The organism is Moorena sp. SIO4G3 (assembly GCF_010692305.1).
In the GTDB taxonomy this organism is placed as follows: domain Bacteria; phylum Cyanobacteriota; class Cyanobacteriia; order Cyanobacteriales; family Coleofasciculaceae; genus Moorena; species Moorena producens_A.
On the sequence record NZ_JAAHIG010000111.1, the window covers coordinates 8135 to 23940 of the forward strand.

Annotated in this window: 17 protein-coding genes; 10 read left to right on the top strand and 7 right to left on the bottom strand. The window is 40.8% G+C overall.

Features of this window, described 5'->3' with window-relative positions:
• The 5 genes from F6J99_RS20110 to F6J99_RS20130 form a co-directional block, all read left to right on the top strand.
• Positions 1–214, top strand: a 214-nt coding sequence (locus F6J99_RS20110) for a hypothetical protein (RefSeq protein ID WP_293114667.1), incomplete at its 5' end; no start/stop codon positions are given.
• Positions 215–242: 28 nt separating this feature from the next.
• On the top strand, positions 243–428 hold the full coding sequence (locus tag F6J99_RS20115; RefSeq protein WP_293114669.1) for a hypothetical protein: 186 nt from the start codon (positions 243–245) through the stop codon (positions 426–428).
• A gap of 10 nt (positions 429–438) precedes the next feature.
• Positions 439–651 (top strand): hypothetical protein, encoded by a 213-nt coding sequence (locus F6J99_RS20120; RefSeq protein ID WP_293114671.1) that lies wholly within the window; start codon positions 439–441, stop codon positions 649–651.
• Between the two features lie 28 nt (positions 652–679).
• Positions 680–874: a hypothetical protein gene (locus F6J99_RS20125; RefSeq protein WP_293114673.1), complete on the top strand. Its 195-nt coding sequence runs from the start codon at positions 680–682 to the stop codon at positions 872–874.
• 434 nt (positions 875–1308) lie between these two features.
• On the top strand, positions 1309–1692 hold the full coding sequence (locus F6J99_RS20130; protein WP_293114675.1) for a hypothetical protein: 384 nt from the start codon (positions 1309–1311) through the stop codon (positions 1690–1692).
• A 416-nt stretch (positions 1693–2108) separates the two neighbouring features.
• Here F6J99_RS20130 and F6J99_RS20135 read toward each other — a convergent pair whose 3' ends face one another.
• From F6J99_RS20135 to F6J99_RS20145, 3 genes are all read right to left on the bottom strand, one after another.
• Positions 2109–4232, bottom strand: coding sequence for a right-handed parallel beta-helix repeat-containing protein (locus F6J99_RS20135; RefSeq protein WP_293114677.1), 2124 nt, complete (start codon positions 4230–4232; stop codon positions 2109–2111).
• 543 nt (positions 4233–4775) lie between these two features.
• A complete protein-coding gene (locus F6J99_RS20140; protein ID WP_070390900.1) occupies positions 4776–5210 on the bottom strand; it encodes a helix-turn-helix domain-containing protein in 435 nt (144 codons plus the stop codon).
• A gap of 524 nt (positions 5211–5734) precedes the next feature.
• Complete coding sequence (locus F6J99_RS20145; RefSeq protein ID WP_293114693.1) at positions 5735–6514, bottom strand: 16S rRNA (uracil(1498)-N(3))-methyltransferase; 780 nt, start codon at positions 6512–6514, stop codon at positions 5735–5737.
• A 120-nt stretch (positions 6515–6634) separates the two neighbouring features.
• Between F6J99_RS20145 and F6J99_RS20150 the strand changes: the two genes are divergently transcribed.
• Positions 6635–6865 carry a hypothetical protein gene (locus F6J99_RS20150; RefSeq protein ID WP_293114679.1) on the top strand — a complete coding sequence of 77 codons (231 nt, stop codon included), beginning with the start codon at positions 6635–6637 and terminating at the stop codon, positions 6863–6865.
• On the opposite strand, the gene F6J99_RS20155 is transcribed toward F6J99_RS20150, so the two are convergent.
• The 4 genes from F6J99_RS20155 to F6J99_RS20170 all read right to left on the bottom strand — a co-directional run bounded on the left by F6J99_RS20155 (position 6821) and on the right by F6J99_RS20170 (position 12007).
• On the bottom strand, positions 6821–8221 hold the full coding sequence (locus tag F6J99_RS20155; protein WP_293114681.1) for a TldD/PmbA family protein: 1401 nt from the start codon (positions 8219–8221) through the stop codon (positions 6821–6823). The two genes, F6J99_RS20150 and F6J99_RS20155, sit on opposite strands and share 45 nt — an antisense overlap.
• 396 nt (positions 8222–8617) lie before the next feature.
• Complete coding sequence (locus F6J99_RS20160) at positions 8618–9244, bottom strand: hypothetical protein (RefSeq protein ID WP_293114683.1); 627 nt, start codon at positions 9242–9244, stop codon at positions 8618–8620.
• Between the two features lie 448 nt (positions 9245–9692).
• Complete coding sequence (locus tag F6J99_RS20165) at positions 9693–11762, bottom strand: AAA family ATPase (RefSeq protein ID WP_293114685.1); 2070 nt, start codon at positions 11760–11762, stop codon at positions 9693–9695.
• Positions 11759–12007 (bottom strand): hypothetical protein, encoded by a 249-nt coding sequence (locus F6J99_RS20170; RefSeq protein WP_070390895.1) that lies wholly within the window; start codon positions 12005–12007, stop codon positions 11759–11761. Before F6J99_RS20170 ends, F6J99_RS20165 begins: the two co-directional genes overlap by 4 nt.
• Before the next feature lie 381 nt (positions 12008–12388).
• Here F6J99_RS20170 and F6J99_RS20175 point away from each other — a divergent pair, with 381 nt between their 5' ends.
• The 4 genes from F6J99_RS20175 to F6J99_RS45660 all read left to right on the top strand — a co-directional run.
• Positions 12389–13513, top strand: coding sequence for an SGNH/GDSL hydrolase family protein (locus F6J99_RS20175; RefSeq protein WP_293114687.1), 1125 nt, complete (start codon positions 12389–12391; stop codon positions 13511–13513).
• Between the two features lie 417 nt (positions 13514–13930).
• Positions 13931–15055 (top strand): SGNH/GDSL hydrolase family protein, encoded by a 1125-nt coding sequence (locus F6J99_RS20180; protein ID WP_293114689.1) that lies wholly within the window; start codon positions 13931–13933, stop codon positions 15053–15055.
• A gap of 455 nt (positions 15056–15510) precedes the next feature.
• Entirely contained in the window at positions 15511–15690 is a 180-nt protein-coding gene (locus F6J99_RS20185; protein WP_293114691.1) for a hypothetical protein, read from the top strand.
• Positions 15690–15806, top strand: a 117-nt coding sequence (locus F6J99_RS45660) for an acyl carrier protein (protein ID WP_365973746.1), incomplete at its 3' end; no start/stop codon positions are given. The genes F6J99_RS20185 and F6J99_RS45660, both read left to right, overlap by 1 nt.

Genomic DNA, 15806 nt, shown 5'->3' on the forward strand with positions numbered 1-15806 from the left:
GTTGATTAAGCTAGCGCTATTGTTATTAGCCCAAATTGCTGGAATTTTCGATAACTATCGCCCGTTGCTCAAGTTAGCGCGATTGACATGCAGTCACGCTACGCGAACGCGATTATCCAAAATTGCTGTAAATTCCGACAGTAAAGGATTTTCACCCTTTGTTGCTGTTGCTAGCGCTATCGTGATCATCCGAAATTGCTGGAATTTTCGATAACTAGCACCCATTGATTAAACTAGCGCTATTGTTATTATCAAAAATTGCTGGAATTTTCGATAACTATCGTGGGTTGATTAAGCTAGCGCGATTGACATGCAGTCACGCTACGCGATCGCGAATTGCTGGAATTTCCGACAGTAAAGGATTTTCAGGCTTTGTTGCTGAAGCTAGCGCTATCGTGATCATCCGAAATTGTTGTAATTTTCGATAACTATCGCTCGTTGATTAAGCTAGCGCTATTGTTATTAGCCCAAATTGCTGGAATTTTCGATAACTATCGCCCGTTGCTCAAGTTAGCGCGATTGACATGCAGTCACGCTACGCGAACGCGATTATCCAAAATTGCTGTAAATTCCGACAGTAAAGGATTTTCACCCTTTGTTGCTGTTGCTAGCGCTATCGTGATCATCCGAAATTGCTGGAATTTTCGATAACTAGCACCCATTGATTAAACTAGCGCTATTGTTATTATCAAAAATTGCTGGAATTTTCGATAACTATCGTGGGTTGATTAAGCTAGCGCGATTGACATGCAGTCACGCTACGCGAACGCTGATTTCCCAAATTGCTGGAAATTCCGACAGTAAAGGATTTTCACCCTTTGTTGCTGAAACTAGCACTATCGTGATCATCCGAAATTGTTGGAATTTTCGATAACTACTGAAATCGATTAAGCTAACGTGATTGACATGCAGTCACGCTACGGGAACGTGATTATCCCAAATTACTGTAATTTCCGATAACTAACGAAATCGATTAAGCTAGCACTATCGTGATTATCCCAAATTGCTGTAATTTTCGATAACTATCGCGCGTTGCTTAATCTAACGTGATTGACATGCAGTCACGCCACGCGAACGCTGATTTCCGAAATTGCTGGAATTTTCGATAACAATAGCGCGTTGCTTAATCTAACGCGCTATTGTTATTATCAAAAATTGCTGTAATTTTCGATAACTACCGAAATCGATTAAACTAGCGCTATCATGATTTCCAAAATTGCTGGAATTTTCCATAACTCCTGCGCATTGATGAACAAGGCGCTGTCGTGATCATCCGAAATTGCTGAAATTTTCGATAACTCCCGCGCATTGCTTAATCTAACGCGATCGCGTTCGCCTTTGGCGTGGCCTACGGCCAAGGGTCGGGCTTTGCCCGAATCGCTGATTTCCCAAATTGCTGGAATTTTCGATAACTATCGCGCGTTGATTAATCTAACGCGATTGACATGCAGTCACGCTACGCGAACGCTGATTTCCCAAATTGCTGGAAATTCCGACAGTAAACGATTTTCATCGAAGCTGCTCAACAAGGTGCTATTGTTATTAGCCCAAATTGCTGGAATTTTCGATAACTATCGCGCGTTGATTAATTTAACGCGATTGACATGCAGTCACGCTACGCGAACGCTGATTTCCCAAATTGCTGGAAATTCCGACAGTAAACGATTTTCACGGCTTTGTTGCTTTTGCTAGTAGTATCCTGATTATCCCAAATTGCTGTAATTTACGATAACTAAGGAAGTTGCTCAAGCTAACACGATTGACATGCAGTCACGCTTCGCGAACGCGTAGCGTCGGGCTTTGCCCGAATCGCATTATTTCTAAAATTGTTGAAATTTCCGATAGTCAACGAATTGGACTGAAGTTGATTAAGCTAGCCCTATGGTGATCAACACTCCTGGTGTGTAGGCACGATCATCAAAAATTGCTGAAATTTCCGACAGTCAACGAATTGGAGTGAAAAACTTATCCCAATTAACCTCATGTCATTAACCTATACTTATTGAAAATTGCCCAGTCTTTAAAACTGATCATGCCTCAAAATTTAGGCCATAAGGCAATAGAAAGACCCAGTATACTAGCAATTCCTAACTATAAGGGTTTATTAGTCATAAGAATAGACGAAAGAATGGATTACGTCCTTTTTCAATTTTACTTCCTGGGAAAGGATGGTTTTCGAGTTGACAGCGACGAAAAGTGGGATTGCTACCTTTATCAATCTCAACTTCTGGAGCAGCATTGCCATAGATTTCGCAATCTTCGATAGTGCCTAATCCATTGTCTGTAATCAAAATACCGGGTTTTTTACCATCATAAATCCGACAGCTACGGATCGTGGGATTGCTACCTTTAGTGATCTCAACTCCTGGAGCAGTATTGCCATAGATATCGCAGTCTTCTATGGTTCCTAATCCATTATCTGTAATCCAAATTCCGTTTTTTTTACCATCATAAATCCGACAGCTACGGATAGTAGGGTTGCCACCTTTAGTGATCCCCACTCCTGGATAAATATTACCATAGATGCCGCAGTCTTCTATGGTGCCTAATCCATTTTCTGTAATCAAAATCCCGGTTTGTTTGCCATCATAAATCCGACAGCTACGGATGGTAGGATTGCTACCTTTAGTGATCTTAGCTCCTTGATAAGTATTGCCATAGATATCGCAGTCTTCTATAGTGCCTAATCCATTGTCTGTAATCCAAATTCCATTTTGTTTACCATCATAAATCCGGCAGCTACGGATAGTGGTACTGCTATCTTGAGTGATTTTAACTCCTTGATAAGTATTGCCATAGATATCGCAGTCTTCTATAGTTCCTAATCCATTATCTGTAATCGAAATTCCATTTTGTTTACCATCATAAATCCGACAGCTACGGATAATGGGATTGCTACCTGTATCAATATCAACTCCTCCATAAGTATTGCCATATATTTCACAATCTTCTATGGTGCCTAATCCATTGTCTGTGATCCAAATTCCGTTTTTTTTACTATCATAAATCCGGCAGCTATGGATAGCGGGATTGCTACCTGTATCGATATCAACCCCTCGATAAGTATTGCCATAGATATCACAGTCTTCTATAGTTCCTAATCCATTGTCGGTAATCCAAACTCCGGTTTGTTTACCATCATAAATCCGACAGCGACGGATAATAGGATTGCCACCTTTAGTGATCGCCAGTCCTGGATAAGTATTGCCATAGATGTCGCAGTCTTCTATGGTACCTAATCCGTTGTCTGTAATCAAAAATCCGGTTTTTTTACCATCATAAATCCGGCAGCTACGGATAGTGGGAGTGCTATCTTTAGTGATCTTAATTCCTTGATAAGTATTGCCATAGATGTCGCAGTTTTCTATGGTACCTAATCCATTATCTGTAATCCAAATTCCATTTTGTTTACCATCATAAATCCGACAGCTACGGATGGTGGGATTGCTACCTGTATCAATATCAACTCCTCCATAAGTATTGCCATAGATATCGCAGTCTTCGATAGTGCCTGATCCATTGTTTGTAATCAAAATTCCGGTTTGTTTACCATCATAAATCCGACAGCTACGGATGGTGGGACTGCTACCTGTATCGATATCGACTCCTCGATAAGTATTGCCATAGATGTCGCAGTCTTCTATGGTGCCTAATCCATTGTCTGTAATCCAGACTCCGGTTTGTTTACCATCATAAATACGACAGTTACGGATAGTGGGATTGCTACCTTTAGTGATTTCAACTCCTGGATAAGTATGACCATAGATGTCGCAGTCTTCTATTACTCCTTGACCATTATCTTTAATCTGAATCCCGTTACCTTGTCCATCATGAATACAGCAGCGACGAATAATGGGATTTGCTTTAGAATCACAAATAACTATACCACATTCATAGGCGGTCAGATCACAATTTTCAAGGATTAACTTTCCCTTGGGGACACACACACCTACAGTGCATTCTCGCAAAGTGAAGCCTCGCACTATTGCATAGTCTGTTTGCATCAGAATGCAGTTCAGATTAGTGGCCTCAATAACAATATCGGAGACTTTCCCATCTCCTAAAATTTCTAGAGATTTATCAATAACAATGCTTTCTCTATAAATCCCTGGCTTTACTAAAATTATGGTTTCAGGTTGGGCATTTTTAATCGCCTCCGCAATTGTTGTGTAGTCAGCTGGATCCGATTTAGCAACAACTACGGTTTTCTTTGAATATAAATTACTTGTCACAGTCTAAAAGTATTTTCGGTAAAACGACAAAAAATAACTTTATAACCAGTTCCAAATTTATTGCTCTAAGAAGCTTCACCCTTTCTATAGCGTTTTTAGGAATCATGAGGTACAGACTTCCTTGACGTTGATTCCCTGTTTTAATGCAGCGCATCCCTATTCCATCTTATCTCTTCCCTGTTCCCTGTTCCCTGTTCCCTGTTCCCTAAAATCTAGAAATTGTGTACCTCACAAGTCGTAGCATTGCTATATACCAAATATTATAGCCTAAATAGATTTTTATATAAATCAAGATTGCTGATGGAACTCTATCCTACATTCCACAAGTATACTTAGATAAATAAATAGTATAGCAGTTTTTAATTGGGTGAAGTACTTTGCTTATCTTTTTAAGGCAGAGGGCAGCAAGGCAAGAAGGTCTTAAAAGCAATCAGCGCCAATAAAATTTGACACAATCTTACACTGGCATGAGCGCTGACCCCAGATTGGGATAAGGATTCACCGCTAGTTCCCCTAAACAGACCCAAAAATAGCAAAATCCCACTAGCCAAAAAGTTTAGTCAAAATTTCCACAGAAGGATCAACTTCCAGCCACACTGTAGCTCCACAATCCTTGGGACAATTGGGCTGATAAACCAACCGAGACGGTCCTTTGATTTCCACATAATGACCGTAGGTGTTGCGGTTACCTTGTTTGACGGTTAGGACAGGCTCGTAGGTGTTGTTCTTTTTATTTTGCCTAATGATGTTTTGGTTGACATGAACGTAAGTGGCCACCTTTTGGAAACCTCTTCTCCAGGTTCCCTTTGGTCCACGGCGACCGGGACTGACCTTGGGCAAGCCGTTAAATAGGGGAATTTGCCAAAATCTGCCAACTTTTTGAGCGCCCTTAATTCTGCCATTTTTGAGAAGTTGACGGACTCGTTGGACACAAATTCCTAGAAGAAAAGCTGCTTGGGTAGTTCCGACCACTGTCATTTTTTTTGCTCCTTTAATTAGCGCTATACTTAGCTTAACACATTATTTCTGTCTGTGCAAAATTTTTACAAAAATTTACAAAGTGATACCGGGAATTTAAATAGCGCTACTCTTTTAGGGGTGGTAAAGAGTATATGGGATGATTAGGGTTGATGGCTATACTATAGCGCTAATTTAATTTTGGGATTCATGGGCTTTGCTATAGCGCGAACCTTATTCAGGGCTTAAGGGATAGATCAAGTGAGTGATTGGTTTTAATCTTTCTTTTTAAAATAGCGCTATATTTATTTGGAGCGAAAATTATCTAGCGCTATTTTTATTTTAGCTAGTTTACTATAGCGTTGTAGTTTTAGAAAAATTCTGTGATCCAAAAAAATTCACTAGCGCTACCCTTTTAGAGGAGTTAAGGGTTATATAGGATGATTAGATTTAATTTCACACTTAAACTAGCGCTATAGTAATTGACTTGAATCATGGAAAAACCCAGTTTATTGCCTCAGTTGCCGATGGATATTATTAATTGCTCAAGCAAAATTATCACCTTTTGTCCTAACTGATGATTCCGACACTGCTGCTACTATAGACAAGCTAACAATAGGAGCAGTGATAGCTCGAAGAATGCGACTTCCTAGAGAAACAGCGATAAATCCAGCAGCAGTGGCTTGTTCTAGCTCTTGAGTTGTCCAACCACCTTCCGGTCCAGTAGCAATGACAATGCCAGGATGTTGAGCAGGGTCTGTTTGAGCAGTATCCAATTCTAATCGTAAATCTAATAAGCAATTGAGTAGATGGGGAGCCTTTCCCCGAGCTACACAAATATAGCGATAGGCTTCTAGGGTTTCGGGTAACTGAAGACTATCGGAAAAGTCAACAGGGTCAAGAATTTTCGGAACAACTTCCCGTTCTGATTGCTCTGCTGCTTCTTGGGTAATCCGTCGCCACCTCTGGAGCTTTTGAGGACTAGGATTGAGTAAAGTGCGATCGCTTTTCAAGGGAACAATCCGAGTCACTCCCAACTCCGTTGCCATCAGACAAATTTGCTCAAATCCACTCCCTTTAGGCATCGCAGCCATCAAGGTTACCTGTTTAGGCAATTCAGTTTGAATGTGCTCAGATGCAACAATTTTAGCTTGAGTCAAATCACCTTCTAGCTCGCTAACGTACCAACCACCCTCTCCATCCATAGCAATAAAGCGATCGCCTTTTCTAAGCCGCAACACTCTAATTAGATAATGCTGTTGGGCATCAGTTAAAACAATCCCTTGGTCTTGACACTGTGCAGGTGATATCACCAACCGTTGCATAGTCATTACTGTTGCTACAGTTGTAGGGAACTTTGGATTAAATAACAATCACAGACAATAGGCTTCGATTGTAGAGAATAGTTTTAGACTTTTGCTAATGGTCTATTAGTCATTGCTCCTTTGTTTTTCAACCTCCAACCTTGGCCTTTGGCCACGCTACGCGAACAACCTCCAAACCTCCAACCTTGGCCTTTGGCCACGCTACGCGAACAACCTCCAAACCTCCAACCTTGGCCTTTGGCCACGCTACGCGAACAACCTCCAAACCTTCAACCTTGGCCTTTGGCCACGCTACGCGAACAACCTTCAACCTTCAACTTCTCCACCAACTACCACATTCCGAATCCTTAAACTTGGTCCTGCACAACCTACAGCTAAGCCACTTTGTCCACCTTTACCACAGCCACCGGATTCATCCCAATAGAAATCATCACCAATAGCTTCAATATCAGCTAAGGTCTTGAACACATTACCAGAAAGAGTAACATCTCGCACAGGTTCAGCAATTTGACCATTGCGAATCATCCACGCTTCTCCAGCGCTAAAGGTAAACATTTCACCATTAGTCATACCTCCTAGCCAATTTCGAGCATAGACTCCTACTGTGATATCATCGAACAACTCTGCTACTGGAGTGGCTCCGGGTCCTATCCAAGTATTAGTCATCCGAACAATTGGAGGATAGTGGTAATTGAGACAACGAGCATTACCAGTAGGAGTTTCCCCTAACTTACCAGCAGTTTCACGGGAGTGAAGACGTCCAACGAATACACCATCTTTAATCAACTGAGTGGTAGTGGCTGGAGTGCCTTCATCATCGTAGAAATAGCTACCCCGGTGTCCTTGGGGAGCAGCTCCATCAAAGATTTGTAATTCTTTTGGGCCAAAACGACGCCCTATACTCATCACTTCTAGTAAGTCAGGATTTTCATAAGCCATGTCAGCTTCAGATAGGTGTCCAAAGGCTTCGTGGACAAACAAACCAGTCAGGATGGGGTCAATGACTACTGTATAATTACCACCCGTAACTGGTGGTAAGGACAAAGCATCTATAGCACGTTGAGCTGCTCCATGGACTTGTTGATCAAGATTGGTCAGGTCTTCATAGCCTTGGCGAGAGCCAATGGTTTCTCTACCAGTATGGACAGTATCGCCATTACGAGCAGTAGCAGCAAAACGCATTTCCAGATCTGCCCAAGACTGCTCTATCAAGGTACCTTCGGAAGTAGCAATGATGATGCGCTGGTTAACATCCCCATACCGGACAGAAGTAGTAGCAATGCTATTGTCATAACTTCTGAGAATTTGATTGTAGCGATCGCATAATGCTTTCTTCTGCGCCAAGGGAATTTGTCTAGGGTCTGTACCAGTCAGGGGTAACTGGCAAACATCCTGTCTTGGTTCAATGGGAGCAAGGGTGGTTTCTTCATTACCCACAATCCGAGCTGCTGCGATCGCATCTTCGACTCGTTCTTTAATAGCACTAAGCTGGTTAAAACTCGAAAACCCCCATCCTCCCTTATAACATGCTCTTACTTGTCCACCGATAGACAGACCTTCACTAAGGGTTTCGATCTTGTCGCCCCGCAATAAAATGCTAGTTCCTTCCGCTTCTTCTAAGCGAATGGCTAAGTAATCGGCACGGGAGCCATATTGAGCAATTAGGTCGCAGAGTGAGTTTTTGGTATCGGTTAGGACAATGGACATAGTAGGGGAAAGAGCAAGGAACTATTCTATTGTGCAATGATTAGGGTATCGAGCGCTATTGTAAGCATTCAGCCGTCAGCTACCAGCTTATCTTCTAAGTTTTACGTGAGATAATCTTAAAACTTGCATTATAGCACAATTTCCTCGTTAAATTAGGCAACATCAGCAGCCAGATAACGCTCAACCCTAAGCGCTTCAATAAGATTGACTACTTCTAACAATTAACTCTATTATACATAATTATCATCAACCTCTCAAAGGATAATCATTGTTTTATTATGATTATCATAATGAAATTTAAATTTTCTAAAACCAATAAATAATCTTATTGCTTACTTCTTGATGTAGTCTCTAGTATACTTGCCGACTTTTATGGCCACTATCCCAGAATTATCACTAACTTTCAGCAAGAGATTGAGGGCGAGTGCTATTAATAATGTGTGACAGAATACCGAGCAGAGCCTCCAAATTACCAATAAAGTGTTCTTCTGACTCAATAGAAACGGAATTTTTGATTAATTTCATAAATTTCCAGAGGCTGCCAGTTGTAACTCCACCATAGATAAACGGAATAGGATTATTTTTTTGCTCATTAAAAAGTTGAGCAGCAACCATTTCAGCAATACACTGAGGGATAGCGGATTTAAGGTTATCGTTTTTGGCTTCAACTAGAATAGCAATGGGAGCAGTAACATCCAACTGTTCAGGAGAATGACTAATGATAAAATCACACCTACCGTTTAGCCCTTTACTTTTATCAATAGTAAAATCTGTCCCAGAGAAAAGACTTATTTTACGGTTAAATTGCTTGCGAATTTCCACTAAAATAGGAGCAACAATCAATTCAGAGCGCGCTTTTTCGGTATCGATTTCCAATCCTAGAGGTAGGTTTTCTCCTAGAATCTCTTTTAATAAAGGGCTAGGAGTAACTGGTTCAACTGATTCAAATAAGTTAACTCGTTCTTGAATCGATAGGTTAAATTGATATTTAAGTGTATCTAGAGTAAATTCACTGTAAGACATTTTATTAGCTTATATATATCTATATATAGCTGTTTGTTATCGGTTGATGCAGAAAGTTATGGGTTATGGTTTTTAGGGAGTAGGGAGTAGGGAGTAGGGAGTCAGGATTCATATTTCATAAATTTGACCTATTGTCAAGGGTAGTATTATTGACAAAACAAATCGGATTACTAGATGGGATTACTTTATGGGATCGCGTAGCGGCTCTTAAAGAGCATCACACTCACTTGATATAATAACAAATTAGTCACTAATTATGGTAGCCTCAACATTAGTTGGTCATAGAGCAAAAATTATCTCTTTATAATACTGGCTTAAGGATTACCGAGATAATGCCGAATAGATAGAGGGAGAATTAGTTAAAAAAAACGGTATCACCTTAAAGCACAGTCTAATTCAAGCTAAACTCCCCACTGACTTGGGTAATCAACCATGAAGCTTCAACAAACTAGCTATCATAATCGACCTCGATAATCTCAGTATATTCAAACTGATTTGGACTACGCCTTACCAAATCATAACGATTTCCAGCTAGCTCAATAATATCTTCTTCACAATCAGACTTAGGAGAATTGTAAGTCAACACATACTCTTTACCAAGAAAAGGAAGTATCTCATCAGCCACTTCTCCTCGCCACTGAGTCTGAGTCACTAAAACTACTAATTGATTCGCTAGTCTAGGCAAGATATGAGCAATTCGCCGACGATAGATTTCATCCAAGCTTCCAAAGGGAGAATCCATTACAATAGGAAAAGTACTACTATCAGGTCCCATCAGAGAATGCTCTTGACTCCAATCCCTAACTCGGTCAATAATTCCCCCGATAAAGGATAAACTTAGAATCTGATTTTCTCCCGTAGACGCAGCAACTAGGTTTTCTGCCCCAAGAGTACTTTCTACTAAGGTTAACTCATACTTATCACTCAACTTAGGAATGTAGGGTGTAAAGGAAATTGAGATAAATATCTCCTGGACCCGCTTTTCCAAAGAAGTCCGAAACTGAGTTTCCAAACGTTCCCTAACTTCAATTAAACGTTCAATAGAATCTTGAGCAGCAGCAATCCGTCGCTGTATCAACGCCTGCTTACTTTCATTCATTTTGTGCTTAGCAATCTGCTTATCCTTTAAGTCAATGTCTGTATCCAACTGTTCAAGTTGTTGTTGATTCCCTCCTTGTTCTAGAGTTAGCTCCCGAATCCTAGTATCTATCTCATCCAACTGTTGTTGGAGCAGACTGATATCCTCATCGGGAAAGTTACGTAACTTTTTCTTGATATCATCTAGTTGGGTCTCAATTCTAGAAAGCTCAGTTCTTCCCTGAGCAATAGTATCTTGTTGTTGGTCAACATCTTGCCAAAACTCAGGCACCTGTTGGTTAATTTCATCAACTTGGGAACCCATCCTTATTGCGGTTTCTTCCACTTCAGCCATTCCGGCTTTATCCATCCATGCTGCTACTTGCTGATGAGCATGAGTTCCCTCAGTTAATTCTACACCACAGATACAGCGCTTGTGTTTAAGTAAATCCCCAACAAATTGCCGCTTAATCCCAACAGGTAATTCTCCTCTTTCGGTGATTAAGTCTTTGACAATTTCTTGAAAAGTTGAGCTTACCTCTGAGAGCAGCACAGTATAGCCACGAGTTGATATAGCTCGTTTCAAAATATGTTGACTTTGTTTTAGCTGTTCTCTAATTAACTTTTCCCTAGCTTCTAGTTCATCCCGGAGCTGTTGTAACTCCTGAGCGCCACCGAGTTCTAATAACCGTTGACCAATTGTCTTCTTTAGCTGATCTTTATCCTCTAACTCCTGCTTGATTTCCCTTTGACGCTTTAGTAGACTCTGGCTCGTCTTTTCCGATTTTCTCTGTTGTTTAAGCAATTGCTTAGTTTCCGAGTCGCCAATTAAAGACAATTCATAGTCTAAGGTTTTTTTCGCTTCCCTTAAATGTTTAATGGAGCGATTTAAAACTTCTACCCCTAGCAAGGTCTTGGTTGCTTCCGCAACTTCCGACTTTTTATCCGAGCGTACCAGTTGTTCAATTCGTTCCCCATCAAAAAAGAAGTATTGGTGCAAACTAGCTGGTAAAATTTGACCAATAATATCCTCAGGTAGTTGTTGAGGCAATAACCAGCGTCCATCATCTCCAGCGATTTGTAGATACAATTCTGTGTTACCTTGCTCGACTCCTACCTCAGTTTTGTAAGTACGACATAGACGTTTGACTTGGTAACGTTTATTATTGTGTTCAAATGCTACTTCTACCCAACAGTCTACTGGTTTATTAAACTGAGCTTCAGCAAGAGCTCGCTTATTCAGCAGTTGGTCTTCTGAAGCAAAAGCAGCACTAAATCTCTCATAGAGTACCCAAGAAAAAGCATTCAGTATGGTAGTCTTACCAGCACCATTATTCCCATGAATAATCGTAGTGTTTTGCTCGCCACTGGCTAACACAATCACGGGAGTCTTACCATAAAACTGACGAAAATTACATAGCTGAATTGATAGCAGCTTCATTGAACTTCTTCCTTGACAATTTTTAGGATATCATCATTAATATTACGGGGAGTTTTCATATAGAGTTTATCCTTTTCTGCCTGTAAGACTCGCTCTATAATTCGGCGCACTTCTAGGGGAGCAGTGATAATCGGCTCCTGGACATCATGGAGTTCATTCTTGCTAGGAGAATAAGTAGAAGATTTTTCAGCTACTCTTCTGGAAATGACTGATGTAGCACCACTGGTAGAGTATCTAAATGCCATAACCGTATTTTTTTAAAAGCGACTAACCTGTCAAATCGTGTCCGGTTGTTTCGGTCGTGTTCTTTGTTGTTGTTTGTTTTAGTAATCGGTAATGATAAATAGGGAATAGCTTGGTAGTAATCACACTTACCAATTTTCCATTACCAATTATCAATTACCCACGTTTTACAATATCGATGTTTCCGGATATCCGGACATGATACCATATCGAGGTTGATTAAATTTATTGTAATACTTTATTTTTTATTTATACTATAACCCAAAAATCTTGCAATATCTTAATAAAGATAATCACCCAAAGGTCACCCAAAGCAGTACTCTATGTTTGTAGATTTTTAGTTTTGGCTTGAAAGGGCTGCCTACAATCACAGACAATCAAAAATGAAAAACGCAATTACGGCCTTCGGATTTTCTCTATTCACTTTAATTTTGCCCTCTGAAGCTAGGGCATATGATTTAGATTACACTAATCTTTATGTGTTTGGTGATAGCCTATCGGATACTGGCAATTTGTTCAATATCAGTAAGGCAAGCAATCAGCTAAATCCCACTCTTCCCATCATCCCCCAGAGTCCACCCTACTTTCAGGGACGTTCTAGCAATGGTCCGATCTGGGTAGATTATCTAGCAGATGCTCTGGACATAGACCTGAAGCGATCTACTGATTTGTCAGTGGTGTTACCGGATTCCCCCATACTTTCGCCAATCACTATCACTCCCGATGGCCCGAGGGCGAGTTTTTTCTTCAATGGTGCGACGACTAATCAAAGCGTAAACTTTGCTTTTGGTGGTGCTGAAACCGGATTGGCTGGGATTGGTCAGTTCGGGGAGGTTGTACCGGGATTACTCACCCAAGTACCAGGGTTTACCAATGACCTAATCCGATCTGATCAGATGGCTGACCCCAACGCCCTCTATATTCTGTGGTCAGGTGCTAATGATTACCAGAGTGTCGAACCTCCTAATCCTACCCAGGTGGTGGGCAATATACAGACAGCACTGAACTCCCTGTATAACTTTGGTGCTCGCAATTTCCTAGTGCTTAACTTACCGGATTTGGGAAAGATACCTCAATCACTGAGGCTAGGTAGTGTATTATCGACTCGCTTCACGGATTTGATCGAGCAGCATAACTCTGTGTTGGACTCCACCCTTAAGGTTTTGAGCCAATCATTACCTGACATTAACCTGATATTCTTTGATGAATATGACCTATTTAATCAGGTTGTGACCAATCCTGGAGACTTTGGTTTCACGAATGTTACGGAAACGTGCTTAGATCAAGCAACGTTTATTGCCTGTGCTAATCCAGACGAGTTTTTATTCTGGGATAGCTTCCACCCAACGACAGCTGGCCATCAGATCCTAGCGGAATCCACCTTAGCCGCACTGAAGTCCCAAGACAAGGATGAGTCTAAGTCTGTACCAGAACCAGTGTCTTCTGCCTCCTTAGGAGTGATAGGGCTGGCCTGGTTGTTTCGGAAACAGTTGAATAAATCTTGCTAGACTTTACCATTAACGATAACACAGTGGCAGCTTTCCGAGCTGTCACCGTTGATACTAAATTGATACTTAATAGTTTGATACTACTATAGCGTTTTTTAATTGGGTGAGGTACGAGGTTTTGGGTTTTAGGGAGTAGGGACTAAGGCCGTAGGCCACGCTTCGCGAACAGAGCAGGAAGTAGGGAAGTCATAATAGGGAACTTCGAAATTGGTAATAGAAAAAAATAGTGTGTACCTCATTATTTTGACAAAAGCTATATACTCTGATTAAAGTTATTGTAATACTTTACTTTTTATTTATACTATAATCCAAAATTTTTGCCAGCTCTTAATAAAGAGATTTCCCCAAAGCATTACTCTATGTCTGTAGGTTTTTATTTTGGGATTGAAACCTACCTACAATCACAGACAATCAAAAATGAAAAACGCAATTACGGCCTTCGGATTTTCTCTATTCACTTTAATTTTGCCCTTTGAAGCTAGGGCATATGATTTAGATTTCACTAATCTTTATGTATTTGGTGATAGCCTATCGGATCCTGGCAATGTCTTCAATATCAGTAAGGCAAGCAATCAGGTAAATCCCACCATTCCCATCACTCCCCAGAGTCCACCCTACTTTCAGGGACGTTTTAGCAATGGTCCGATCTGGGTAGATTATCTAGCAGATGCTCTGGACATAGAGGTAAAGCCATCTACTGATTTGTCGGTGCTGTTACCGGATTCCCCCATACTTTCTCCCATCACTATCACTCCCGATGGCCCGAGGGCGAGTTTTTTCTTCAATGGTGCGACGACTACTCAAAGCGTAAACTTTGCTTTTGGTGGTTCTACAACCGGATTGGCTGGCATTGGTGAGTTCGGGGCGTTTTTACCGGGATTACTCACCCAAGTCGCAGGGTTTACCAATGACCTGATCGTATCTGATCAGATGGCTGACCCCAACGCCCTCTATATTCTGTGGTCAGGTAGCAATGATTACCGGAGTTTTGACCCTCCTAATCCTACCCAGGTCGTGGGGAATATAGAGACAGCACTCAACTCCCTGTATAACTTTGGTGCTCGCAATTTCCTAGTGCTTAACTTACCGGATTTGGGAAAGATACCTCAAGGGCTGAGGCTAGGTAGTGTATTATCGACTGGCCTCACGGATTTGACCGAGCAGCATAACTCTTTGTTGGACTCCACCCTTAACGTTTTGAGCCAATCCTTACCTGACATTAACCTGATATTCTTTGATGAGTATGACCTATTTAATCAGGTTGTGACCAATCCTGGAAACTTTGGTTTCACGAATGTGACGGGAACCTGCTTAGATGAAGCAACGTTTATTGCCTGTGCTAATCCAGACGAGTTTATATTTTGGGATAGCACCCACCCAACGACAGCTAGCAATCAGATCCTAGCGGAATTCACCTTAGCAGCACTGAAGTCCCAAGACAAGGCTGATTCTAAGTCTGTACCTGAACCAGTGTCTTCTGGCTCCTTAGGAGTGATAGGGCTGGCCTGGTTGTTTCGGAAACAGTTGAATAAATCCTACTAGATTTTACTATTAACTATAATCACACAGTGGCAGCTTTCCGAGCTGTCACTGTTGAGCCTAAATTGATACTTAATAGTTTGATACTACTATTGGTAAAGTCTCTGGGGAAATTTCGGCGTTGCTTAATAATAGAATGGTTAAGCAAAAATGGTAATTTTATGAAACTTTAAATAACTAATAAGTAGGATTGATAACTTCAAAAGGTAGCAGGGAGTAGGGAAGTCATAAGAGGGAACTTCGGAATTGGGAATAGGAGAATAATAGTGTGTCCCTCATTACTATGAAAAAAGAATATACTCTGATTAAAGTTATTGTAATACTTTACTTGTTATTTATACTATAATTCAAAAATTTTGCCAGCTCTTAATAAAGAGAGTAACCCAAACCAGTACTCTATGTCTGTAGGTTGTTAGGTTTGTCTTGAAAGGTCTACCCACAATCACAGACAATCAAAAATGAAAAACACAATTACGGCCTTAGGATTTTCTCTATTTACTTTAATATTGTCCTGTGAAGCTAGGGCATATGATTTAGATTTCACTAATCTTTATGTGTTTGGTGATAGCCTATCGGATTCTGGCAATACCTTCAATATCACTAAGGCAGGGAATCAGGTAAATCCCAGGACTCTTTGATGACCATAGAATTAAAAAATCGACTGCAAAATCAACTAGGAACCAACTTACCTGAGACAATAGCCATAGAATACCCAACCATTGCCAAATTATCATCATATATAGAGGAATTAATG

Excerpts from the sequence above, each read along its gene's own strand:
- F6J99_RS20155 (WP_293114681.1), bottom strand. The coding sequence starts at position 8,221 with ATGTCCATTGTCCTAACCGATACCAAAAACTCACTCTGCGACCTAATT.
- F6J99_RS20145 (WP_293114693.1), bottom strand. The coding sequence starts at position 6,514 with ATGCAACGGTTGGTGATATCACCTGCACAGTGTCAAGACCAAGGGATT.
- F6J99_RS20140 (WP_070390900.1), bottom strand. The coding sequence starts at position 5,210 with ATGACAGTGGTCGGAACTACCCAAGCAGCTTTTCTTCTAGGAATTTGT.
- F6J99_RS20175 (WP_293114687.1), top strand. The coding sequence starts at position 12,389 with ATGAAAAACGCAATTACGGCCTTCGGATTTTCTCTATTCACTTTAATT.
- F6J99_RS20170 (WP_070390895.1), bottom strand. The coding sequence starts at position 12,007 with ATGGCATTTAGATACTCTACCAGTGGTGCTACATCAGTCATTTCCAGA.
- F6J99_RS20180 (WP_293114689.1), top strand. The coding sequence starts at position 13,931 with ATGAAAAACGCAATTACGGCCTTCGGATTTTCTCTATTCACTTTAATT.
- F6J99_RS20165 (WP_293114685.1), bottom strand. The coding sequence starts at position 11,762 with ATGAAGCTGCTATCAATTCAGCTATGTAATTTTCGTCAGTTTTATGGT.
- F6J99_RS20185 (WP_293114691.1), top strand. The coding sequence starts at position 15,511 with ATGAAAAACACAATTACGGCCTTAGGATTTTCTCTATTTACTTTAATA.
- F6J99_RS20160 (WP_293114683.1), bottom strand. The coding sequence starts at position 9,244 with ATGTCTTACAGTGAATTTACTCTAGATACACTTAAATATCAATTTAAC.